General features: G+C 63.8%; 40 protein-coding genes. 20 read left to right on the top strand and 20 right to left on the bottom strand.

Annotated elements, in window-relative coordinates; genetic code table 11:
* Window positions 1-11: 11 nt before the first annotated feature.
* The 13 genes from HAP48_RS35265 to HAP48_RS35205 all read right to left on the bottom strand — a co-directional run bounded on the left by HAP48_RS35265 (window position 12) and on the right by HAP48_RS35205 (window position 7,232).
* Window positions 12-1,259, bottom strand: a complete 1,248-nt coding sequence (locus tag HAP48_RS35265) for a BaiN/RdsA family NAD(P)/FAD-dependent oxidoreductase (protein ID WP_166204407.1) — start codon at window positions 1,257-1,259, stop codon at window positions 12-14.
* 157 nt (window positions 1,260-1,416) lie between these two features.
* Window positions 1,417-2,334 carry an SDR family NAD(P)-dependent oxidoreductase gene (locus HAP48_RS35260; protein ID WP_166204406.1) on the bottom strand — a complete coding sequence of 306 codons (918 nt, stop codon included), beginning with the start codon at window positions 2,332-2,334 and terminating at the stop codon, window positions 1,417-1,419.
* Between the two features lie 214 nt (window positions 2,335-2,548).
* On the bottom strand, window positions 2,549-2,881 hold the full coding sequence (locus HAP48_RS35255; protein WP_224496743.1) for a hypothetical protein: 333 nt from the start codon (window positions 2,879-2,881) through the stop codon (window positions 2,549-2,551).
* Window positions 2,882-3,036: 155 nt separating this feature from the next.
* Complete coding sequence (locus HAP48_RS35250) at window positions 3,037-3,435, bottom strand: hypothetical protein (RefSeq protein ID WP_166204405.1); 399 nt, start codon at window positions 3,433-3,435, stop codon at window positions 3,037-3,039.
* The gene (locus tag HAP48_RS35245; protein ID WP_166204404.1) at window positions 3,419-3,769 is read right to left on the bottom strand and encodes a MalT transcriptional regulator family protein; all 351 of its coding nucleotides are present in this window, start codon (window positions 3,767-3,769) and stop codon (window positions 3,419-3,421) included. The genes HAP48_RS35250 and HAP48_RS35245 overlap by 17 nt, the downstream gene beginning before the upstream one ends.
* Window positions 3,770-3,790: 21 nt before the next feature.
* Window positions 3,791-4,045: a hypothetical protein gene (locus HAP48_RS35240; RefSeq protein WP_166204403.1), complete on the bottom strand. Its 255-nt coding sequence runs from the start codon at window positions 4,043-4,045 to the stop codon at window positions 3,791-3,793.
* An 11-nt stretch (window positions 4,046-4,056) separates the two neighbouring features.
* Window positions 4,057-4,215, bottom strand: coding sequence for a hypothetical protein (locus HAP48_RS35235; protein WP_166204402.1), 159 nt, complete (start codon window positions 4,213-4,215; stop codon window positions 4,057-4,059).
* 18 nt (window positions 4,216-4,233) lie between these two features.
* Window positions 4,234-5,142: a hypothetical protein gene (locus HAP48_RS35230; RefSeq protein ID WP_166204401.1), complete on the bottom strand. Its 909-nt coding sequence runs from the start codon at window positions 5,140-5,142 to the stop codon at window positions 4,234-4,236.
* Between the two features lie 4 nt (window positions 5,143-5,146).
* Window positions 5,147-5,335, bottom strand: a complete 189-nt coding sequence (locus HAP48_RS35225) for a hypothetical protein (protein ID WP_166204400.1) — start codon at window positions 5,333-5,335, stop codon at window positions 5,147-5,149.
* A 1-nt stretch (window position 5,336) separates the two neighbouring features.
* On the bottom strand, window positions 5,337-5,663 hold the full coding sequence (locus HAP48_RS35220; protein WP_166204399.1) for a hypothetical protein: 327 nt from the start codon (window positions 5,661-5,663) through the stop codon (window positions 5,337-5,339).
* On the bottom strand, window positions 5,663-6,595 hold the full coding sequence (locus HAP48_RS35215; protein WP_166204398.1) for a PD-(D/E)XK nuclease-like domain-containing protein: 933 nt from the start codon (window positions 6,593-6,595) through the stop codon (window positions 5,663-5,665). The genes HAP48_RS35220 and HAP48_RS35215 overlap by 1 nt, the downstream gene beginning before the upstream one ends.
* On the bottom strand, window positions 6,592-6,798 hold the full coding sequence (locus tag HAP48_RS35210) for a hypothetical protein (RefSeq protein ID WP_166204397.1): 207 nt from the start codon (window positions 6,796-6,798) through the stop codon (window positions 6,592-6,594). Before HAP48_RS35210 ends, HAP48_RS35215 begins: the two co-directional genes overlap by 4 nt.
* 245 nt (window positions 6,799-7,043) lie before the next feature.
* Complete coding sequence (locus HAP48_RS35205) at window positions 7,044-7,232, bottom strand: hypothetical protein (protein WP_166204396.1); 189 nt, start codon at window positions 7,230-7,232, stop codon at window positions 7,044-7,046.
* Window positions 7,233-7,764: 532 nt separating this feature from the next.
* Here HAP48_RS35205 and HAP48_RS35200 point away from each other — a divergent pair.
* From HAP48_RS35200 to HAP48_RS35105, 20 genes are all read left to right on the top strand, one after another.
* On the top strand, window positions 7,765-8,133 hold the full coding sequence (locus HAP48_RS35200; RefSeq protein WP_166204395.1) for a hypothetical protein: 369 nt from the start codon (window positions 7,765-7,767) through the stop codon (window positions 8,131-8,133).
* Entirely contained in the window at window positions 8,130-9,026 is an 897-nt protein-coding gene (locus HAP48_RS35195) for a DUF3102 domain-containing protein (protein ID WP_234622340.1), read from the top strand. Before HAP48_RS35200 ends, HAP48_RS35195 begins: the two co-directional genes overlap by 4 nt.
* A complete protein-coding gene (locus tag HAP48_RS35190; RefSeq protein WP_166204393.1) occupies window positions 9,023-9,520 on the top strand; it encodes a hypothetical protein in 498 nt (165 codons plus the stop codon). The genes HAP48_RS35195 and HAP48_RS35190 overlap by 4 nt, the downstream gene beginning before the upstream one ends.
* A 10-nt stretch (window positions 9,521-9,530) precedes the next feature.
* The gene (locus HAP48_RS35185) at window positions 9,531-10,061 is read left to right on the top strand and encodes a hypothetical protein (RefSeq protein WP_166204392.1); all 531 of its coding nucleotides are present in this window, start codon (window positions 9,531-9,533) and stop codon (window positions 10,059-10,061) included.
* Window positions 10,058-12,121 carry an AAA family ATPase gene (locus tag HAP48_RS35180; protein WP_166204391.1) on the top strand — a complete coding sequence of 688 codons (2,064 nt, stop codon included), beginning with the start codon at window positions 10,058-10,060 and terminating at the stop codon, window positions 12,119-12,121. The genes HAP48_RS35185 and HAP48_RS35180 overlap by 4 nt, the downstream gene beginning before the upstream one ends.
* A gap of 3 nt (window positions 12,122-12,124) precedes the next feature.
* A complete protein-coding gene (locus tag HAP48_RS35175) occupies window positions 12,125-12,343 on the top strand; it encodes a hypothetical protein (RefSeq protein ID WP_166204390.1) in 219 nt (72 codons plus the stop codon).
* 229 nt (window positions 12,344-12,572) lie between these two features.
* Window positions 12,573-12,731 carry a hypothetical protein gene (locus tag HAP48_RS35170; protein WP_166204389.1) on the top strand — a complete coding sequence of 53 codons (159 nt, stop codon included), beginning with the start codon at window positions 12,573-12,575 and terminating at the stop codon, window positions 12,729-12,731.
* Window positions 12,707-12,961: a hypothetical protein gene (locus HAP48_RS35165; protein WP_166204388.1), complete on the top strand. Its 255-nt coding sequence runs from the start codon at window positions 12,707-12,709 to the stop codon at window positions 12,959-12,961. Before HAP48_RS35170 ends, HAP48_RS35165 begins: the two co-directional genes overlap by 25 nt.
* The gene (locus HAP48_RS35160) at window positions 12,958-13,311 is read left to right on the top strand and encodes a hypothetical protein (protein WP_166204387.1); all 354 of its coding nucleotides are present in this window, start codon (window positions 12,958-12,960) and stop codon (window positions 13,309-13,311) included. The genes HAP48_RS35165 and HAP48_RS35160 overlap by 4 nt, the downstream gene beginning before the upstream one ends.
* Before the next feature lie 8 nt (window positions 13,312-13,319).
* Window positions 13,320-13,979 (top strand): hypothetical protein, encoded by a 660-nt coding sequence (locus HAP48_RS35155; RefSeq protein WP_166204386.1) that lies wholly within the window; start codon window positions 13,320-13,322, stop codon window positions 13,977-13,979.
* Between the two features lie 156 nt (window positions 13,980-14,135).
* Window positions 14,136-14,366, top strand: coding sequence for a hypothetical protein (locus HAP48_RS35150; RefSeq protein ID WP_166204385.1), 231 nt, complete (start codon window positions 14,136-14,138; stop codon window positions 14,364-14,366).
* Between the two features lie 39 nt (window positions 14,367-14,405).
* A complete protein-coding gene (locus tag HAP48_RS35145) occupies window positions 14,406-14,603 on the top strand; it encodes a hypothetical protein (RefSeq protein WP_166204384.1) in 198 nt (65 codons plus the stop codon).
* A gap of 40 nt (window positions 14,604-14,643) precedes the next feature.
* Window positions 14,644-15,237, top strand: coding sequence for a hypothetical protein (locus HAP48_RS35140; RefSeq protein ID WP_166204383.1), 594 nt, complete (start codon window positions 14,644-14,646; stop codon window positions 15,235-15,237).
* A 16-nt stretch (window positions 15,238-15,253) separates the two neighbouring features.
* Window positions 15,254-15,457 carry a hypothetical protein gene (locus tag HAP48_RS35135; RefSeq protein ID WP_166204382.1) on the top strand — a complete coding sequence of 68 codons (204 nt, stop codon included), beginning with the start codon at window positions 15,254-15,256 and terminating at the stop codon, window positions 15,455-15,457.
* Window position 15,458: 1 nt separating this feature from the next.
* Window positions 15,459-15,722 (top strand): hypothetical protein, encoded by a 264-nt coding sequence (locus HAP48_RS35130; RefSeq protein WP_166204381.1) that lies wholly within the window; start codon window positions 15,459-15,461, stop codon window positions 15,720-15,722.
* A 3-nt stretch (window positions 15,723-15,725) separates the two neighbouring features.
* The gene (locus HAP48_RS35125; RefSeq protein WP_166204380.1) at window positions 15,726-16,106 is read left to right on the top strand and encodes an IPT/TIG domain-containing protein; all 381 of its coding nucleotides are present in this window, start codon (window positions 15,726-15,728) and stop codon (window positions 16,104-16,106) included.
* A gap of 33 nt (window positions 16,107-16,139) precedes the next feature.
* Entirely contained in the window at window positions 16,140-16,325 is a 186-nt protein-coding gene (locus HAP48_RS35120; protein WP_166204379.1) for a hypothetical protein, read from the top strand.
* A 244-nt stretch (window positions 16,326-16,569) separates the two neighbouring features.
* Window positions 16,570-17,364, top strand: a complete 795-nt coding sequence (locus HAP48_RS35115) for a ParB/Srx family N-terminal domain-containing protein (protein WP_166204378.1) — start codon at window positions 16,570-16,572, stop codon at window positions 17,362-17,364.
* A complete protein-coding gene (locus HAP48_RS35110) occupies window positions 17,357-18,256 on the top strand; it encodes a hypothetical protein (protein ID WP_166204377.1) in 900 nt (299 codons plus the stop codon). Before HAP48_RS35115 ends, HAP48_RS35110 begins: the two co-directional genes overlap by 8 nt.
* A complete protein-coding gene (locus tag HAP48_RS35105; RefSeq protein ID WP_166204376.1) occupies window positions 18,253-18,603 on the top strand; it encodes a hypothetical protein in 351 nt (116 codons plus the stop codon). Before HAP48_RS35110 ends, HAP48_RS35105 begins: the two co-directional genes overlap by 4 nt.
* 48 nt (window positions 18,604-18,651) lie before the next feature.
* On the opposite strand, the gene HAP48_RS35100 is transcribed toward HAP48_RS35105, so the two are convergent.
* The 7 genes from HAP48_RS35100 to HAP48_RS35070 form a co-directional block, all read right to left on the bottom strand.
* Window positions 18,652-18,858 carry a hypothetical protein gene (locus tag HAP48_RS35100; RefSeq protein WP_166204375.1) on the bottom strand — a complete coding sequence of 69 codons (207 nt, stop codon included), beginning with the start codon at window positions 18,856-18,858 and terminating at the stop codon, window positions 18,652-18,654.
* On the bottom strand, window positions 18,855-19,145 hold the full coding sequence (locus tag HAP48_RS35095; RefSeq protein WP_166204374.1) for a hypothetical protein: 291 nt from the start codon (window positions 19,143-19,145) through the stop codon (window positions 18,855-18,857). The genes HAP48_RS35100 and HAP48_RS35095 overlap by 4 nt, the downstream gene beginning before the upstream one ends.
* Window positions 19,146-19,153: 8 nt before the next feature.
* Window positions 19,154-19,510 (bottom strand): DUF6876 family protein, encoded by a 357-nt coding sequence (locus HAP48_RS35090; protein WP_166204373.1) that lies wholly within the window; start codon window positions 19,508-19,510, stop codon window positions 19,154-19,156.
* Between the two features lie 97 nt (window positions 19,511-19,607).
* Window positions 19,608-19,958 (bottom strand): hypothetical protein, encoded by a 351-nt coding sequence (locus HAP48_RS35085; protein WP_175612252.1) that lies wholly within the window; start codon window positions 19,956-19,958, stop codon window positions 19,608-19,610.
* A gap of 47 nt (window positions 19,959-20,005) precedes the next feature.
* Window positions 20,006-20,179, bottom strand: coding sequence for a hypothetical protein (locus tag HAP48_RS35080; RefSeq protein WP_175612251.1), 174 nt, complete (start codon window positions 20,177-20,179; stop codon window positions 20,006-20,008).
* Window positions 20,180-20,399: 220 nt separating this feature from the next.
* Complete coding sequence (locus tag HAP48_RS35075) at window positions 20,400-20,585, bottom strand: hypothetical protein (RefSeq protein ID WP_166204372.1); 186 nt, start codon at window positions 20,583-20,585, stop codon at window positions 20,400-20,402.
* Between the two features lie 9 nt (window positions 20,586-20,594).
* Window positions 20,595-20,813 carry a hypothetical protein gene (locus tag HAP48_RS35070; protein ID WP_166204371.1) on the bottom strand — a complete coding sequence of 73 codons (219 nt, stop codon included), beginning with the start codon at window positions 20,811-20,813 and terminating at the stop codon, window positions 20,595-20,597.
* Window positions 20,814-20,835 lie beyond the last annotated feature (22 nt).

Genomic DNA, 20,835 nt, shown 5'->3' with positions numbered 1-20,835 from the left:
AGAACCTTCCATCACTCGCTACTCTCTATTCGCCCTCCGAGCCACCTCAACGCCCCCTCCCCAGCGGCAACGCCGGTCGCGAATGACGCCTGCAACAGATAGCCGCCGGTCGGCGCTTCCCAATCGAGCATCTCTCCGGCGGCGAAAACACCGGGCAGCCGCCGCAGCATGAAATGCGCGTCGAGCTCGTCGAACCTGATCCCGCCGGCGCTCGAAATCGCCCGCGCGATCGGCGCCACGCCGGTGATCCTGATCGGCACCGCGTTGATCAGCTCCGCCAAGTTGGCCGGCGGCAACGCGGCCAGCGATCGGCCGGAGGCGACCGCCGCCTCCTGCAACAATCCGATGCCGACGGGCGACAATTGCACCGCCTTGCGCAGGAAATTGGAAAAGGATTGCTTGCCCTTCGGCGCCGACAGTCGCGCGATCAGCTCGTCGCGCGCAGCGTCGGGCCGCAGCGCCACGCTGAGCGTCGCCGTCCCTTCGGCAAGCACGGCCTCGCGCAACTCCGCCGACAATGCGTAGATGGCGCCGCCTTCGATGCCGGTGCGGGTGACGATGGCCTCGCCGCGCACGGTGTGCGGCCCGATCGTCAGCGCGACGCCCTTGAGCGGCTGGCCCTCGAAGCGATCGCGGAAGATGTCGGACCAGGTGACCGTGAAGCCGGAATTGGCTGGCTTGATCGGCGCCACGGCAATGCCCTTCGCGGCGAGGATCTCCGCCCAGGCGCCATCCGAGCCGAGCCGCGGCCAGCTTGCACCACCGAGCGCCAGCACGGCTGCATCGGCATTGATCGCGCGCCGGCCATCCGGCGTCTCGAACAGCAGTCCGCCGCCCGCGTCCCATCCGGTCCAGCGATGCCGAAACGCGAATTGCACGCCATCAGCATCGAGCCGCCGCCGCCAGGCGCGCAGCAATGGCGATGCCTTGAACGCCTTGGGGAAGACACGGCCGCTGGTGCCGACGAAGGTCGGCTGCCCCAGCGCCTCGCTCCAGGCGCGCAACGCGTCGGGCGGAAATGCCTCGACCGCAGCCTTCAGGCGCGGCATCGCCTCGCGATAGCGCGCAAGGAAATCCGGCTGCGGTTCGGAATGGGTGAGATTGAGCCCGCCGCGGCCGGCCATCAGGAACTTGCGGCCGGCCGACGGCATCGCGTCGTAGACGGTGACTTCAGCGCCACCTTGCGCGAGCACCTCCGCCGCCATCAGGCCGGCAGGTCCGGCTCCGATAATGGCGATGTGTTTGGTGGGCGATGACATACTGCGAGTTTAAAGCGAAACCGCCCGATGCAAAATCTGTCGTCATGCCCGGGCTTGACCCGGGCATCCACGTCTAACTTTCGGGTGGTGACGAAGTCGTGGATGGCCGGGTCAAGCCCGGCCATGACGAAGGAGAGAGTTCAGGCGCCAGCGCCTGTTACAGCTTGATCCCCGCCCGCGCGACGGCCTGGGCGACGTATTTCTGCGTCTGCTCGAAGGCGCCCTGCAGCGCCTTCGCCGTCGACATGTCAGCGATGTCCTTGAAATGCGCGGCGACGCCATCGGGCGTCCATTCGGACTGCGGCAGGTTGACGCCTTCGGTCTCCAGCACCTGGATCACCGCGAACGAGCCGGCGCCGGCGCCCATGATGGTGCGGGTCGGCGCGTCCTCGCTCAGCAGGAATTCGACCGCCGGCGTGATCGCTTCCGGCCGCATCAGCTGCAGCGCCTGCGGCGGCAGCAGCTCCTCGGTCATGCGGGTCGCCGCCGTCGGCGAGATGGTGTTGACCTTGATATTGTTCTTGCGGCCCTCCTCGGCGAGCACGTTCATCAGGCCGACCATGCCGGCCTTCGCCGCGCCGTAATTGGCCTGGCCGAAATTGCCGAACAGGCCGGACGACGACGTCGTCAGCACGATGCGGCCGTAGTTGCGCTCGCGCATACCGGCCCACACCGCCTTGCAGCAGTAGAAGGTGCCGGTGAGATGCACGCCGAGCACCTTGTCCCAGTCGGCGACTTCGAGCTTGGTGAACGACTTGTCGCGCAGGATGCCGGCATTGGCGCACAAGAGATCGACGCTGCCCCACTCCTTGGTGGCGCGCTCGACCATCGCGGTGACCTGCTCGAAATTCGAGACGTCGGCGCCGTCGGCCATCGCGGTGCCGCCCGCCTTGCGGATTTCCTCGACCACGGTCTCTGCCGGCGACAGCGAGCCGCCTGTGCCGTCGCGGGCGCCGCCGAAATCATTGACCACGACCTTGGCGCCGCGGCTGGCGAGCCCCAGTGCATGCGCCCGTCCGAGACCATTGCCCGCGCCGGTGACGATAGCGACGCGTCCGTCAAACCTGATTGCCATGCAAGTACTTCCTATCCTTTCTTCCTTCTCCCCTTGTGGGGAACGACACAGGGGAACAACATCAATGATTTCAACGAAAAACGGCCGGGCTGTCTCGTTTCTGTCCCATCCCGCCGCTGTCCCATAACCCCACCGGGGGAGGGGGTTTATCCGCGAAAAAAAACCCCGGCTCAAGTGGCCGGGGATGTCCTCCAGAGGGCTCAGGCGGCGCTGGTCACCCGGCGGCGCCATCGCCCGACGCTTCTTCCAGGGCTTCGGTCTCGCGCTCGCGCCGCCATGCCGCTGCCGCCTCTTTCGAGACGAGGACCCTCGTGCCAACGCGGAACGTAAGCGGCATGAGCCCCTGGTCCTTCAGCTTGTAAAACATCTGAGGGCTGATGCTGTGACGGCGGCAGAACTCGGCGATCGAATAAGCATCGAAGTCACCGGCGGGGTTGGCGGTGCCGGCCATCTGTTTAGTCGTGGGGTCGGTCGCCATCGAATTGTCCTTCCGCATGTCCTTGCTCATCGCCATTCCGCCACCATGCTCCAACATTTCGAAGGCCACGGCAGCGGGCTCGTCCAGAAGTCGCCGCCGTGGCCGTTGCCGGTGCCCGGTTTGCACGCCGTCACTGGCTGCAGGGGGTTGTTTCTTCCCGCCACCACCTAGCCTGCTGGGCAGCGTCTGGCCTACTTCGGCACCCGGCCAGCTCGGGTCGAACTTTATGCCGAAGCCCTTGCGTGCTCGCCATCGGCGACGTGCACGATCTCGCTCTGCTGCTGCCGCATCTTGCCGACCACGCCATGGAGCCGGCCGACCTCTTCATGGACATAGCGGCAGATCGAGGCGTGGCCATCGATCTCATGCTGCACCTTCGCCGCGCTGATCAGCATGAGCTGTTCCAATTCATCCAGCTCGGCGCGGAGCGCGGCGAGCGCCTTGCCGTTCTGCTCGCTGATGCCGACGACGATCGCCTTGATCGCATCGCGCGAGCTGTCGCCATAGGCGGGCCGCGCAAGGTGATCTCCGGGCGGCGGTCGGTCGATCCTGTGCGGCGCCTCATGCAGCACGCTCTCGCCGTCCAGCCTCATCTCGGGAAGTGCCTCAGCAGTCCGTTGCATCATTGTCTCCTGTTTTGAACGCGAAAAAGTCGTAACGCGGGGCGTAGGGGCGGCGCGCAGTCAGCGTGCCGAGATAGGTGCGCGCGGTCTTGAGCTGGATGTGCATCACGTCAGCGACGCGCTGCTCCGACATGCCCATGGCACGCAGCCGCCTCGCGACTTCGGCGCGAGCATCAACGACCTGCTGTGTGCGGTTGCCGTTCTCGATCAGCCCTGGGTCAACGCCATGCGCGATCGCGACCTCGTCCACGATCGCGCGACGCAGCGCGCGCGGCGTCAGCGGCGAAATCGGCACAACGTCGGTCGTGTCGATGATCTCTACCTTGCTGGCCATGGTGGTCCCCCTCACGGCAATTTACCGGATGGTCTCGGCGATAGAGCCCTTGTTGACGCCGGTCACGAGCACGTAGTTGCAGCCGCGCGCCTGGATGTCGGTGACGGCCTTGCACTCCTCGCACCGTCCGGCGAGGAAGAACCTGTTCGGCACCTCCATGGTCTGGCGCGCGCCACATCGATGACATGAGAATTTCTGGTGCACCGTATGCCCGGCCTCGATGTACTTCGATGCCTTCTCCACCACGTCGGTGAACGGGAAGTCTTTGGTCGTCATGGGGCTCCTCCTCACTGCTGTTTTGGCTTCACTTCGCGCAGCCAGCGCTCGGCAAGCTGCAGCATTTTGATCCACTGGCGCAGCGTCTCAGGCTGCCGAGCGGTGTCGTTGGCGACCACGCGCACGCCCCGCTGACCGTTCTCCGTGGTCCGCTCAAGCTCCACCTTCATCGATCCTCCCAAAAGCGATCAGGCCGTGGGGGCGACCGCGCCGTCGGGGGCTGGGGGGCAGACAGACGACGGCGCGGTCTCGGCGGGTGCCGAAGCATCCGCCGGTCCAGAAGCATCACCTTTGCTGGACCTCTTGGGATCGGCAGGCGTCGCTGCTGCAATCGCCTCCTCGATCGAACTCTTGTCGAAGCCCTCGCCGACAGGGCCGCGCAGCCGCTCGCGCAGCTTCGGCGAGGTGTCGCGGCTCACGTCCTTCATGGGCTCTGCGATGCCGTCGTTCTCCTCGACCTCGCCACGCGCATAGACGCCGCCGAGAATGTCCGGGCAGAAGACGCGGCACCAGTCGCGGCACGTGTCGTAGAACATCTGCACGTCGGGCTTGCGCAACCACAACGGCGAACCCTTGATCTGGCCGCGCTCGTTCAGGCCGGGACGCAGATCACCCAGCCGCTCGCTGGTGATCTCGCGCACGATGCTCTCGCCCCTGAACATGCCCCACACCCGACACTTCCGATCATCGCCTTCGCCAATGATCTCATGCTGGAGCCGCTCCTTCAGCGGCGCCTTGGCCTCGATCACTGCATGGTAGAACTGGCTTTCATAGGCCACGCGGCCGTCCTTGCCGAGATAGGTCCAGTTGGCCAGGGTGAGCGGCGAGATGTTCAGCTCGACCGCGCGGACGATGATGCCCCAGCAGCCGCCGACATTGCCCCGCAACCATTCCGGCAGCATGGGACCGGCGGTCGCCATGATCTTCGCCGCCTCCGCAATCTGCATCGCGTTGGTGAAGTCGAAGCCGAAGTCGGAGATGGCCACCTGCGCCGTGCGCTCGCCAAGCACCTTCTCGATCTTGCCCTCGGCGAGATCGCGCCGCGTCACGCGGTCGGCATCCATCGGGCGGTCGCCGGGAAAAGTCTGCTCGCTCAATTTTTCAATCCTCCTCGATGGGCTCGTCGTGCCAGTAGTCCGGATCGGTCAGCACGTCCTGGCGGAAGCCCGCCATCCGCTCGCGATGGCACCGCCGGCAGGTGCGGCACAATTCGATGCCGCGCGCGTCGTACTGCCATTTGCTCTCCAGGCCGCTGCCGCAGGGGCAAGGCCTCACGCTGCTGTTGCGCATCTCACCTGTCCCTGTAGACGTTGATCGCCTCAGACACGCGCCCGTGGTCGGTGTTGAAGATCACCGCGATCTCCATCAGGCCGAGATGCCGGTTGGCAGGATCGGCGGCGAAGGCCCGCATCTTGGCCCTGACCGCCGGGCTCATCCGTTGCTTGTGCGCCCTCTCGCGCGGCCGGACCGATGGCTTGCGCTTGGTCTCTTCAGCCAGCGTGTGCAGCTCGACCGAAATGGCGCTGAGAAACTCCGGCCTTACGCTGCTCTCGCTCGCTTCCGCGAGCTGCGTGGGCAGCTCATGCAGCCGTGCGCGGATGACGGGGATGGTTTTCATCACGCCGCCTCACGCAATTCGAATTTCAGCCGCTCATCGATCTGCGCGCGCTTCCAGTCGGGCAGATCGACGTACTCGGCATCGTCGCGATCATCACCAGGGCCGGGCCAGACGCCGGACGACAGGCAGTCGGCGAACGTCCGCAGCGCGGCGCGGTTCTGCTTCATGCCGCGCGCGATGTCCTCGTCCTTGAGCTGCTGCGCGCGCACGCAGAACGGCGCCGACTTCTCAACCCAGATGAGAGTGAAGGAGCTGGCCTCAAGGTCCAGCGCCATCGCGCCTTCGAGCACGAGCGCGGCCTGCTGATGGTAGCCGAACGTGGCGATCGAGGACTGCAGGTCGCGGTACAGCACCGAGGGGGTGGTCTTCAGGTCGGTGAAGTCGCCGCTATCATTCGGCGTCACGTCCGGCCGGGCCTTCACCCAGAGCCCGGTTTCCTTGTCCTTCCAGATCAGGCTCCTTTCGATCAGGCCGTTGAGCGCGCCCGCCTGGACCATCGGGAAGGCGCCCAGCGAGATGGCCATGCCCTTGATCACCTCGACCTGCGCGGAGGTCACCACGGTCAGGCCCTCGCGCTTCTTCGCGGCCAGCCAGCGCTTGCACTCCTTGCGATTGCCGTTCCACTTCTCGCCTTCGAGCGTCTCGGGCCGCACCACGAACACGTCGGCGAAGCCGATCTCGGCCGTCAGCAGGTGGTGCGCGGCACGGCCCAGCACGAATGCCTCGCTGTCGGGCTCCTCGACGCGCGCCGGGTTGAGTGGGCTATGCGCCCAGGCATGCGCAGGCGAGCCGTCCCACAACTTCCGCAGCACGGTCGAGGACACGCTCGGCCCATCGCAGATGTCGCCGCGATGGTAGGTCGCAAGCGGCAGCTTCGCGTAGAGGCCCGGCTGCGTGATCGTGTTTCCATCCCAGCGAATGCTCTGGATCATTCGTTCCATTCCTTGATGCCAGTCGGCTTGCCCATCAGCGTGAGGTTCAGAGCGCCGTCCTGAAGCTGCTGCAGCAGGTCTTCGACCTGATCGCCGGCGCGCTCTTCGGTGGTGCAGACGAAGATCAGCGCGACGCGCTTGCCCTGCTGCTTGATCTCGACCGCCTTGCCGAGGTTCGGATGCGAGAAGCCGCGCGCGGTCATGCCTCATCCCCGAAGCTCTCGAAACCGTGCCGAGAAAGCCATTCGTGCGACGCGAGCCGCACGGGCAGCGGCAGCGACGGGATCGCGGTGCGCAGCTTGTGCAGCATGATCGTGGCCACGTCCCGGTCTGGACGGGCGGTGCCCGTACTTGGCGGAAAACGCGATCAGGGCATCGATCCCTGCGATAACCGCTGCATCGCGCTCGGCGACGAACGCGGCGATCCTTTCGTCCAGGCTGCTCATCGTCACACCCTCAGCGCTTCGAGAATTTCGGTGCGGTAGGCTTCGACAAGCTCATCGGAGAGCGCGACGATCTCGCCCTCGTTGCGCTTCCAGAGCTTGGCGACTTCGGCCGTCATGGGCAGCGACCGCGCTTCGACCAGCAGCGCGGCGGCGAGAGCCCTTCCAACTGATGCGATGGATTTGTCAGACATGACGCGCTGTCCCCTGTTCGATTTCGAGGATGATAGCGCGTCCAAAAAACTTTGCGCGTCACCGAGGTTACTCTCGACGCAAATAAATTCGTGTAACGGCGTGTAACGGAAGCGCGGCGACGTCAGCGCCGCGCGCGCAGAGTAATTCTCTGGCAGTAGTTTTGCGTAGAGAGAGGTCGTAAAGCGACCTCTCTCCGCATAATCAATATAGATTTAATTATAACTACTGCGCACGCACGTAGCACGAACCATGCCAGCAAGCGAAATGATGCCGCGAAAAAAGTCGCTGTAACGGCGTGTAACGGAAATCGCCTAACGCTTTGTGGCGACGGCATGGCAGCGTGATCGCGCGAGACAGTCACCGAGGTGACGCACAAACTCGTCCTAACTTTTTTTCGCGCTTGATTTTCGATTTGCGCGTGGCGCAACATCATCGACGGCCCGTCCACCTATCAATCTGATCGAGAGACGACGTTTGCGCGCGCATCGCCGCGCGCGACGCCGCTCGCGCGCAACATCGGGAGATGCCGCAATGGCAAAGAGCGCCGCCGAAAACACCCCATCAGCCGAGAACATCAAGGACGCGGTCGCAGCGATCGAGAAGATCGATGGCGAGCTGCTCCAGGAGAAGATGGCCTACATGAAGCGCTGCAAGGTCATCCGCGACCGTCGCGCCGACCAGTTCGATCACGCCGCCGATCGCGGCATCCGCAAGAAGCTGCTGAAAGCCAAGATCAAGGAGCGCTCGCTCCTGCGGAAGGCCGACGCCGTCGCCGACGACTTCGAGGACGACGATCTCGACGAGTACCAGATGCTCAGCGAGAAGCTGGGCGACTTCGGCGATCTGCCGTTGGGCCGGGCGGCACTCTCGCGCGCTGAGCGCGCGCAGGCAGGTGCATGATGCAGGGGCAGACGGCGGAACTGCTGCCCGTTGCAACATCGGACGAAATCGCCTTGGCCGAGCACGCGGCGGTGATCCGCACGCTCGGCAAGCGCGTCGTCGCGGACATCATCGAGATCGGACGGCGCCTCACCCAGGCGAAGCAGATCGCCGGTCATGGCAACTGGTTGCCGTGGCTGAAGCAGGAGTTCGGGTGGACGGATGACACCGCGTTGAACTTCATGCGCGTCGCCGAACTGGCCAAATCCCGAAACATTCGGGATTTGACCCTGCCGGTCTCCGGTCTCTACTCGCTCGCCGCACCATCGACGCCTGACGAGGCGCGGCAGGACATCATCGCCCGCGCCGAGGCAGGCGAGCATCTCTCGGTCGAGGATGTCCGCTGCATCATCGAGGAGGCCCGCGCGAAGGATGGCGCGACCCATGAGCGCGCGATAACCGACCTGCGGGCCGAGATCGCACGCCGCGAACAGGCGGTTCGCGCCGAGTACGAGGGCAAGCTCGTCCTCGACCCCGCCAAGCTTCAGGCCGAGATCGCCACCGCGATCGACAAGGCCGTGAAGCCCCTGGAGAAGGACCTCGAAAAGGCGCAGCGGAAGCTCGCAACGGCGAACGAGCAGCTTCAGGCCAAGCGCACTGCTGATCCGCCATCAGGGCCGAAGATCGACAGCGGCATGTCGCTGGCGTCAACCAGCGCCATGCTTGCGATCCGCCATCTGGTCGAGAAGCTCGATGCCCTCACGCCCAAGCAGATGGTCCACATCGAGGTGCTCTCGGCCAAGCACACGCAGCAAACGCCAGCCGATCGCCTGGGCAAGTCACGGGACGAGGCGATGAGGGTCGTCCGCTGGCTCAACGAGTTCATCGCGATGGAATGGGAGGGCGACAAGTGACCGAGCGCCGTTCATTGATGCAGTTCGTGCGGGATGCCGCACGACGCGCCCGCAACATCAAGAAGCTGACCGATCCGCACGCCATCGCCGGCTACTGCTTTGACGAGGCGAAGGGCTACGGCCTCATCACGGCGGCATGGACCCATGAGGCGGAACTGCAGTCGATCCTTCGCCTCGTGACGTTCCGCAAGAAGCCGCCGCACCTGTCAGAGGACGCGCACCAGCTCCGTCTCTTCATCGACCATGAGGACATCGTTTTTGACATCCGGCACGACGACGCGGTGGTGCAGAAGGCTCTGGCAGATTGCGGGCTTTCCGACATCGCTCAGATCGAGCGGCAGAAGGGCGACAACATCGCTGCGGCCGAGGCCGAGCGCGATCTGTTCGCGCGCGCGTCCAGCTACATCAAGCCGCTCCTCGAAAGCCATCCGGGCTGGGTCTGGCGGGACGCAGTGAGCCATCTCAGCACGCACGGTGGGTTGCCGTCCCTCTGAGGGGATCGAAATGTCCGTCATCCTCGCCCTCGACCTAGCATCAAGAACCGGCTGGGCCGTGGGCGAGCCGGGCCAGGAACCGGCGCACGGCTCGATCCAATTCGCCAAGCCGGGCGCCTCTCACGAAGCAAGCTTCTCCAATGCATGGGGCTGGATGTACAGCATGCTCGCTGACTTCGGCCCGAGCACCGTGGTTTGGGAAGCGCCGATGCCGACATCGTTCAACCGTGGAAAAAGCAACGTCAACACGACCACGCTGCTCTACGGCCTGCCGGCAATCATCGGCGCCTGCGCCTATCGATGCGGCCTCTACGACATCAGGAAGGCAGAGACCCGCGACGTGCGGCTCCACTTCATCGGCCAGAACCCCAAGCGCGACCGCGCCAAGACACTCGTCATACGGCAGTGCCGGTCGATGGGCTGGGAGGTCGAGGACGACAACGAGGCCGACGCGCTCGCAACTTGGCACTACATGTGCTCGCTCATCCGGCCGCAGCTCGCGCTTGTCACCACGCCACTCTTTCAGCAGGGGCGCCGATGAACATGCACGAGCCAATCCATTCGCTCGCCGTGCACATGGAGGCCATCGCGGAAGAGCTGCTCGGTTCTCCGAATGCGCGGCTCTCATCTGATGGCGAGCGACGCTACGGCAAGCATGGTTCTCTCTCGATCGATGTGGCGACCGGGCGATACTACGACCACGAGAGCAAGACCGGCGGCGGCGTGCTCGATCTGATTTCACGTGAAACGGGACGCGACCATAAAGCCGCGATGCAGTGGATGCGCGAGCACGGCTATCTGGAGCAACGCGAGCGACCGCCGCAGCAGCTCGGCAAAGAGGTCGCGCACTACAGCTACACCGACGAGAACGATGAGCTTTTATTCCAGGTGGTGCGCTTCGAGCCGAAGACGTTCAGGCAGCGGCGCCGTCCGCACCCCGGCGATCCACCGGACAAGATCAAGCACGGCTGGGTCTATGCCGTGCGCGGCATCAGATATGTGCCCTATCGCCTGCCAGAGCTGATGGAGGCCATCGCCAACGGGCAGGTTGTCTATGTGGTCGAGGGCGAGAAGGATGCCGACAATCTTTCGAAGATCGGCTTCGTTGCTACGACGAACCCCGGCGGCGTTGGCAAGTGGAGCGAGAGCCACACCGCATTCTTCCGCGACGCCGACGTGGTGATAATTCCGCACAACGACCCCCAGGCACGCAATCCCGATCCGCCGAATGGCGACGGCGCGCTGCGCTTCCACCCGGATGGCAGGCCGGTACTGCCGGGCCAGGATCACGCGCAGGATGTCGCCAAGTCGCTTTCCGGCACCGCCCAAAGGGTGCGTGTGCTCGATCTTGCCCGGCATTGGCCCGACATGCCGCCCAAGGGCGACGTGTCCGACTGGCTCAAGGCCGGTGGTACGCCCGACGCGCTGCATGCGCTCGCCGACGCGACGCCGGACTGGTCGGCTGTCCCGTTCCGCTCGCGGTTCGGCGGCCTGCGCTGGGAAGAGATCGCGATCTCGGGCCATGCATCGGGCTACACGTGGGTGGTCGAGGACATCATCCCCATGGACGAGATCATCCTCATCTACGGCGACAGCGGCAGCGGGAAGTCGTTCGGGACGTTCGACTTGGGCATGGCGGTCGCGCGCGGGCAGACCTTCATCGGCCGGAACACCGAGCCCGGACTGGTCGTCTACGTGGCCGCAGAGGCCGGCAAAGGCTTCAGCAAGCGGAAGCTGGCCTACGTCATCCAGCACGAGCTGCCGCACAAGGCCACGCTGCCGTTCTATCTCTGCACCAAGCGGCCGGACTTCTTCGGCAGCGACGACGATCTGGTGGCGCTCATCGCCGAGATCGAGGCGGTCGCCAAGACCTACAACGTGCCGCTTGTCCTGATCATCCTGGACACCCTGTCGGCGCTCGCGCCCGGCATGAACGAGAACGCCAGCCAGGACGTGTCGATCGTGCGCAAGCGGCTGGTCGCCCTGCAGCAGCGGTTCGGCGCCGCCGTGATCCTCGTCCACCACAAGCCGAAGGGCGGCGGCTCTCCGCGCGGGCATTCCTCGCTGACCGCCGACTTCGAGACCACGATCGAATTTGAGATCGTGGCCGATAGGCGTACCTCGAAGGGGGGCAGCATCCACCGGGCCACGGTGCGCAAGCAGCGCGAAGGCAAGTCCGGCATTCGCTGGGAGTTCACGCTGCCCGTGATCAGCGTCGGCCGGAACAAGTGGGGCAACGAGGAAACCTCATGCGCGGCAGTCGCCTACGATGCGACCGAGAGCGCCGAGCGCACCGGCTATCAGGCCACCAGCAACGAGCGCCTGCTCATGCACGCGCTGTTCGACGCGATCAACGACTACGGCGTGCCGCCACCTTTCCCGCTCCCGGCCAGCGTCAGCAAAGTGGTCGACGTCGGCTATGTGCGCGCGGCCATGCGGGCCAAGTTCGTGGACGACGACACCGACACCGAAGCCGCCGACAACCGCTTCCGTGGCGCCTTCAAGCGCGCCGGGGACAAGCTGCGCGACGCCAAGATCATCGGAATTCAGAAACCGTACTGGTGGTGGACAGGCAAGCCGGTCGCTGCAATGGGAGGATGACCGATGACGATCGTCAAGGTCCAGGTGCCGCTCTCGACCACAATTCCGTCGATGAGCGAAGTGGCCCTGATCTACGGCGAGGGCCGCAAGCGCATGACGCAGCAAACGCTCGGTCAGGCCACCAGAGCCATGATGGGCTCCGACGTGAACGCGTTCTTCGAAGGCAACTACCGTGCAGGACGCTGGGAAATCGGCAAGCGCGTGGAGGATCAGGACTGGTGATGCTTCGCAGGGAGCGGAAAGAACAGAAGCGCCAGCGGCTGGCCATGAAGCGCTACGTGGCCCTGCGCATGCAAGACGACATCGAGACCTGCATCGCATCGTCGCACGCAAAGCAGCGCGGATGCGCAAGGCGCGTAACAAAGCGAACGCAGAGAAAAAGCCAAACGGGCAATGACTTACGGCCGCGCGTAACGGGATGTAACGCCCCGCCTAACGGAATGAGGCAATCATGAGACAGTTCTTCGATCACGCCGGACCACTGCTTTCCTACAAGCACGGCGTCCGGCATATCGCCGACCTGCCCCCCGAACTGACGACGCAATGGAGCATGACGCGATGGGAGATGTTCAAGCTGGGAATGCGGTGCCTGTTCGCGGCACTGATCTGAGCACGTTCGAATTCGAGGAGGTGGTCACTTCGGTCGAGGAGCGCTTCATGCGGGTCTACAACGCGGCCAAGGTCGGCAACGCCAAGGTCGAGAGCCAGATGGAGCACGAGCGGGTCTCGACCGGCTGGTGGCTGGTCATCCAGCACCTTGGGCTCGCGCTCTGGATCGGTACCGACAAGCCTGCGATCGAGACCGGTGACGTGGTTCGCATCCGGATCAGCAAGCCATGACCGACGACAACATCACGCCCCTGCCGGTCAGGTTCAAGCAGCCGCCATCCGACGACGAGCCGATGCTCAAGGTCGTGAGCTGGGGCGCCGGCTGTAATCACCGCTACGACGTTCGCGACGGCCGCACCGTTCACGCGAGCTATCAAATCCGCGAAGGCGAGACCGAGGTGGAGTGTTCGCTCTGCAAGACCCGCCTCGATCCGATGTTCGTGCTGCGCGCCCTGGCAAGCGAAGAGACGCAATGGCTCCGTGCGCGGCAGCGCTACATCGATGAGATGCGACGGCTCCGGGAAAGAAGCCGGACCAAGTGCTTCAACTGCGGCAAGATGACGGAGATCAGCAGACGATGAGAGACCTTTTGGCGGCGTTCGAGCATGGGCCGGTGCCATACGGTGATGATGGAAAGAAGGTTCGTGGCGTGGTCGCGAAGTGCGGCGCCCCACGATGCCTGACCGAGATCAGCCTGCCGGTGAACAACCAGATGGCAGGCGCAAAGGGGATGGACAACGTGGTGGAGTGGCAATTCATCGCTCGCAAGCTGCAGGCGAAGGGCTGGCACGTCGGCAAGAGCGCGACGGCACACCGTTGTCCCGACTGCTTCAGGAAAGCGAAGTTCGCGGCAATTCAAAAGGCCAGGGAGGGAAGCGAGATGGTGAGCAAGCAAGAGCCGACACCGGTGCAGGTCGTTGACAACACGCGCGAGATGGATCGCGATGACATGCGCCTGATCTACGGCAAGCTGAACGATGTCTATCTCAGCGACAAGGTCGGCTATGGCCAGGGCTGGACCGACGAAAGAGTTTCCATCGATCTCGGCGTGCCGCGCGCATGGGTGCGGCAGGTGCGCGAGAAATTCTTCGGCGACGAAAAGAGCAACGAGGACATTCGCGCACTGATCAAGGAGGGCAACAACGTCCTGGCGCAGGTCCGTGAGTTCGCGCCCGAGCTTCGCCGGCTGATCGGCATTGCCGACAAGATCGAGCGGCAACTCCTCGAGCTGGAAAAGGTGTTGAAGTGACGATGCGGGCGCCAAATGGTGGTGAGGCATGGAATGATGCGCTATGATGCTGCCATCCAGCGCTGCCATGTGTGCTTGCTCCATGCTTTGCGGCGCTGATCGGAGGGGTGGCGGCGAAAGCCTGCCGCCCCTTTGTCATTGGGAGGGGGATTGGCCATGCAGAGCATGAACGACGCCACCCAGGTCGAGTACGATGCCGAGACGCGCACGGCGATCGTGACCTTCGCCGAGGACGACGTGGATATGATCAACGTCATCGCCTGCTGCGTCCATGGCAGCGGCGGGCGGGTCGAGATCATCCGCATTTTCGCGCGTCAGCGCCTTGCCGCCGAGTATCGGCGCAACGACGACGGCTTCGATTTGGTCGCGCGACAGACGCTGCAGTGAGGAGCGCGCGTGCCCGTAGACATCGAAGAAGCCGCGCTCATGATCGAGTTCAACCTCACCAGCGCGACCGTCACCATCCGCTTCCCGCCCGACGTGGAGTTTGACGCACAAGAGGTGGCCGATTACGCAGACGAACTTTCCTTGGGCCGCTGCGCAATCCTCCGCGTCTATCGCGATCGATGTCTGGCGCTTCAATACGTGCGCCAAATCGATGGACGGCTGGCGCGCGACAGCTAACCGGAATAAGCTTGCCGCACCTTGCATCGAGTGTGCTCGCATGATCGAGATCAACATCGACAGCTCAGGCTTTACGCAGGCTGCGATCGAACTCGGCGCTGCCGTCGATCAACTCCCCTACATCATGGCGCGCACGCTCAATGACGCAGCCGACGCCACGCGAACCTACCTGATCAACCAGACATGGCCGTCGTCGGTGCAGGTACGAAACCAGAGCTTCATGCGGGCCGCGCTCACCACCAGGGGCGCGCGCGCTGCAAAGGACAATCTTGAGGTCACGATTTACGACAAGCTTGGCCGCGCCAACCTCGGCCTGCACGCGAAGAGCGGCACGCGCATGGCCGCCAAGAGCGCCCTGGCCATCCCGCCGACCGGCGCGGTGAACAGGTCCGCGCGCGGCGTGCCGCAGGGGCAAAGGCCGCGCAACCTGAAGAACGCCTTCCGCAAGGGCGATGTGATCTATCAGCGCATCGGCAAGAACCGGCTGCGCCTGATGTACGTTCTCAAGCCGCAGGCCCAGATCAAGCGCGACGTGGCGTTCTATTCCGACTTTGCCAAGATCATGCTGCAGGAAATGGAGCGAAACCTCACCCGCAACATAGGGATCGCAATGCGAACCCGGCGGGTGCGGTGATGGAGGAAAGCCCGACATGAGCCAAGAGCCGATGCTGCAGTTCTTCACCTACGCCCATCTGAAACCAGAGCTTCAGCCGATCAGCGCCAAGTTTGCCGAGATCGCCGACTACATCGCTAACCTGCTGCCGCGCAATCCCGAGCGTTCGGCAAGCCTGCGCAAACTGCTCGAAGCCAAGGACTGCGCGGTGCGCGCCACGCTCTACAAGGAGGAGAAGTGAAATGACTGACCGGCACGACGCAAAGCACGAGACCAAGCGCGAGACGAAGTCCGGCGCAGAGCAGCAGCCGGCCAAGACGCCCGAGCAGGTCCGCGCCGAGAAGGAAGCGGCAATCGCTGCCATGCCCGACAAGCTTGGGCCCAGCGACTATTCCGGCACCAGGTATTCCCCCAACGCACCGCCCGGCGAGCCGCCGACCAAGGAGCAGCGGGCAATCGCAGCAGCGCAGGCTGGCAAGCCGGTCGAGGCCGAGAAGGAGCACTGACCCATGGACACCGACAACATGCGCAAAGCCATGCTGGCCGGCGTCGCTTACGACACCGCCCATGCGCTGGCGTCCAGCACCCCGTCAGAGCCCCAGGCACCACCCGTGCTGACCTCGCTCTCCCCGAACACGGTGGTCAGCGGCGATCCGGACTTCCCGCTGTCCTGTCTCGGCAGTGGCTTCACGGCCGAGACCACCATCAGGTTCGGCGACTACGACGAGCCGACCACGCTCGTCAGCGAGACCGAGGTCACGACCATCGTCAAGCCGTCGCTGTTCGCTCCCGCGACGGTGCCGGTCATGGTGCACAATGGCACCGCCAATTCCGACCCGCTCGACTTCACGTTCACAGCAGCAAGCGGACGGACCAGGGCGCGGCGCTGAGACGCACCCACCGAAAGAGAAAGGAGAAGCAGCATGACCACAACCGTCACGGTTCACGTCAATGGGCGCTACCGCGCCAGCGTCAAGCAGGACGACGGGGAGCCTGTCATCGTCGAGGGCAATTACGACGGCTCACCAAACCCAAGCGGCGAAGCGCGCTTCCATCTTCCGCACCCAGCCAACAGCACCTTCGAGATCAGCGAAGAAGCAGTCGAGTAAGGACCGCAGGATGGCCCGTCAAGGCAGGCGGCCGGGCCCCAGATCAAGCCAGGGTGCATCCAGTGCAAGCGGGGTGCACCACACATGCCCCGCGCCACACGCGCCCCCAGGGCCCCTTGGCCCTCCACGGGTCCTTTGGGGCCCACCGAAAGCGCGGGGTACGCGCGACCGCCCGCCTTCCGCATATTTCGGATTTTCGATTTTGGACTTTCCTTTGGTAAGGGGCGCGCTGGTGAACGAGCATATGACGACTGCATCCGGGCCCGCCTGGAAGATCGAGACGCGGCGGGTCAACGAGCTGGTCCCGTCCCCTCGCAATGCGCGGCAGCATTCGCAGGAGCAGATTGAGCAGATCGCGACATCGATCGCGCAGTTCGGCTTCACGGTCCCGCTGCTGATCACCGAGGACGACATCATCATCGCGGGGCATGGCCGCCTCGATGCGGCAAAGCTCGCGGGCTATCTGGAGGTGCCGGTCATCGTCGCACGCGGCTGGACCGAGGCTATGATCCGCGCCTATGCCCTGGTCGATAATCGCCTGCCGGAGCTTGCGACCTGGGACCTCGAATTGGTGAAGCTGGAGGTCGAGGCACTGCGCCTGACCGACATGCCGATCAATGCCCTTGGCTTTTCCGACAAGGACCTGGGCAGCATGCTCGCCGCCCGCCAGTTTCTCGATGAGGGGCTGGTCGATCCCGAGAAGGGTCCGCTCGATAATCGTGGCGATCTTCTCGCCCGGCTCGAAATCACCATCGCCGATCCGCGCCACGCCATCGAGCACGGCGATCACTATCGTCTCGGCCGGCGGCATCACCTGCTCTGCTGCGGCGTCATGGTCGAATGGGAGCGCTGGAAGCCATTGCTGACCGGCACCACGATCTTCTGTCCGTATCCCGGCCCGTTCGTTGCGTTCGGTGAGAAGGCCGAGAAGTACGACCTGCTGATGGTGCAGCCCGACCAGTACACCGCAGGCCACATCCTCGATAGGTACGAGGACATTCACGGACAGGGCAGCGTCGTCAGGGTCACCAATGATTAGGACCGGCGGCAACTGGAACCCCGAGGCGTGGCCGATCTACTTCATCGCCAGCGAGCCCAAAACGCTCGCGCATGCGAACACCGTCAATAAGCACCTGCTGGTCGCCGTCAACGAAATCCACACCGACGAGCATTTCGGCATGCTCGATATGTTCATCGCAAACGGGTGTGACGTGTTCATCGACAGCGGCGTCTATAACCTCGCCACCGAACACGCGCACGCGCACCGCATGTCGATGGACCGCGCGTTGTCGCTGGCGCCCGACGACATCGATGACTTTACCGAGCTGTTCGACAAGTACGTCGCGATAGTCCGGCGCATGGGCGATCAGGTCTGGGGCTATATCGAGATCGACCAGGGCGGCCGGGACAACAAAATCCGCACCCGCACCAAGCTCGAAGACATGGGCCTTCGCCCGGTCCCGGTCTATCATCCGTTCAACGACGGCTGGGATTATTTCGATTATCTCGCCGAGCGCTACGATCGCATCTGCTTCGGCAACGTCGTGCAAGCAGATATGGAAACCCGCAAGCGCTTGATCGCCACCGCCTGGGAGCGGCGCCGCAAATATCCCAAGCTCTGGATACACGCACTCGGCCTCACCGCATCCGAACTCACCACGGCATGGCCATTGAACTCGTGCGACAGCTCGACGTGGCTTGCCGCCGTTCGATGGGGACGGCACTTCGCCACGGTCGCCAACAAGCGCTGCTGGCATATCGGCAGCGGCTTCAACTATCTGCCCACCGAGGACCGTGGGGCACCCATGGGCCACCAGAAGTCGCGCACCATGTGCGGCTATGAGGCTCACTTCGTCACCCGCACCATGCAGCAGATCGTTGAGGAAAGCCGACAGGCGGTCGGCGCCGACCCGGCGGGAGCATTGCCATGACCGACGCAACCATCTTCGTCCGCTTCACCGTGCCCGGCTTCCATCGCTGGGCTGGCGCTCCTGCCCGCCGATCGTATCTCGCCGACCGGCATCGGCACCTATTCCACGTCGAGGTCCGCATGATGGTCGCGCACGATGATCGCGAGGTCGAATTCCACGATCTGATGGATCACGCTCGCGCCATCGTCGTCGATGACCTTGGCGTTGACGGAAATTTCGGCGCGCACTCCTGCGAGATGATAGGTCGCGAGCTGGGCGACCGGCTTGCCAAGAGCTATCAGCGCAACGTCGTCGTCATCGTGTCGGAAGACAACGAATGCGGCGCCATGGTCGCGGTCACGCCATAAAAAAAACCGCCGAAGCGGGGCCTTTAAGTTTCACGTCAACGTCGATTTTTACCTCGTCACTACGTAAGCGCAGATCAGTAGCGCGCTCGCGCCCGCGATCCCGCCGACATAGTCGTTCCCCTGGATCACGATGACGAACATGCGATAGAGCACGAAGCAGAGCTTCAACAGGAGGATGGCGAGACGGAGGGCTGACCTCGCCAGCAAGCACAAGCCGGCGATCGTCAACGCAGCGATCACGGCAGCACCGATCAACGCACTTGCTCCCAAGCTGAAATGGTCCTCTTGACGCATATGAAGGTGACGGTCATGGCACCCCCTTGGTTGCGGGGCTGTTGATTGGCCCCGGCCACATACCCCTTGCAATCCTCCTCGCTGGCAAACGTTGGGTTTTTCCGCACTGCATCAAGCGAACAGCCGTTTTCGTAGGCAGGGTCTTTGTAGGTGTAACAGGCGGCGACCCCATAGATGTCGGCCGTCGCGGCTTCCGCGCCTTGCGTAAGCGCGACGGCACCTAGGAGCCCGAGTAGTAGCTTTTTCATGTGCTTGCTCAGTGCTCGCTCGGCAGGAGGATGACGTTGCCCTCAACCCATAGCTCGACTTCATCGAGCGGGAAGTCGGTCCAGTCGATCGTCTCCGAATGGACAACGTTGCCGTTGCCATCGTCGCAGGTCAGCACGGCAGTCCGATCCTGGGCGACCTTCAGCGTCCACGATTGGAAGTCCTCGGCTTTCACCTTCGGTTCGAGCTGCAACGTGGCGACCTTATCGACCAGCCAATACGCGCCGCCGGTCTCGGCGAGATATTGCACGCCCTCGGTGTAGACCATGCTGCGCATAAGGCTGTGCCGAAACCATTGTCCGGCGCCGGTGAATTGCTTGAGATCGGCGTGAGTGAGTGTGGCCACTTTCGATTTTCCTTTTTCCGGGCTTTTGCCCTTCGCTGATGCGGGATCGCATCGCGGATGGTCGGGATCGCTCCCGGCCATCGACGCTGCGGACCCGTCAGGAATGGGTGTAGCCGTCGTGCTCGATGCCGAGCCACATGCCGCACCATTGCACCAAGATGCAGTCGGGACCGGGCAGCACGGTCGTTCGGAATGCCCGGTAGCCCTGCCACCATGCCCGCAGGTTCAGCGGATGCGACGGCTGGGGATGCTTGCGCTGGTACACGTTCGCCAGCGCCCATCGCTGCGCTCTGGTCGTTCGGGTCATGACCGCACCTCTTATGTTTGCCGCGCCGAACTCCTGACAGCGCGTGCATTTGGAGCGATGCACACGCTCGAAGGCTTCGCAGATGTCGTCGGTCGGCGCCCCCGCCGCTTCCGTCATGGGGTCATCGAACAGCGCGGTCATGAACGCGACCACGGCTGGGCACTCTGGATCGAGTGGAGCATGCATCTTCATCGCCGCACCTTGGCCATATCTGCGATCGCCTGCTCGGCCAGCGCCTTCGATCCGGCGAACCGGCCGTCCTGATAGGTATCGAGCGTGTCATGTGCTTGCAGCCGATGCAGCTTCCCGAATTTTTCGGTCACCGCGAACGGCCACGTGTCGGCGATGCCGACGACGCCCACGGCACGATCACCAGAACGTCGCCGTTCTTGATGTCGTCGTCGCACTGGGTCGCATCGTAGGCGATGGATGATCGGAAGTCTCATTTTAAATTCTCCAAAAATTTGAAAGTTAGAAGCCACGCAGGGTCGAAACGTCAAAGCAGAGTGAAGATGCGCGGTCGGCGGTCCCGCTTGGCGCTGTAGTGTTCGCGAAGCGCCCAAAGCCAGCAGATGATCACCATTACCGACGAGCCTTCGTCAGCGAGTACCTGCCGACCACGTTGCCGTTCATGTCCACGACGAGGCCGTCGAAATCTCCGTTATGCACGACCACGTCGGCGACCTTGCGCAGGATGCGCGCAATCTCGGTCGCGGGCAGCTCATCGAAAGCCGCATTGTCGGTATCGAACTCCAATTGAAATCTCATTTCGTCCTCTCAGGTGCTCAGCGCGACGATCGCGGCATCGATCGATGCCTGCGTGTCGTTGCTGGTGATGATCTTGAACTCGGTCCCCTTCGGCCACGTGGTGCCGATGTGGTCGATGTAGTCCCGCTTCTCGGCATCGACCGTCTCGCGATCGTAGTCGCCGAACTGCGGCGACCACTCCCCATCCGGCTCGCGGGCGATCAGGCTGAAATACGTTTTCCTCGTCATCTTCGATTTCGTCCTCTGGTTT

It is taken from the genome of Bradyrhizobium septentrionale (assembly GCF_011516645.4).
Lineage (GTDB): Bacteria > Pseudomonadota > Alphaproteobacteria > Rhizobiales > Xanthobacteraceae > Bradyrhizobium > Bradyrhizobium septentrionale.
This window is presented reverse-complemented; position numbering and strand designations above follow the sequence as displayed.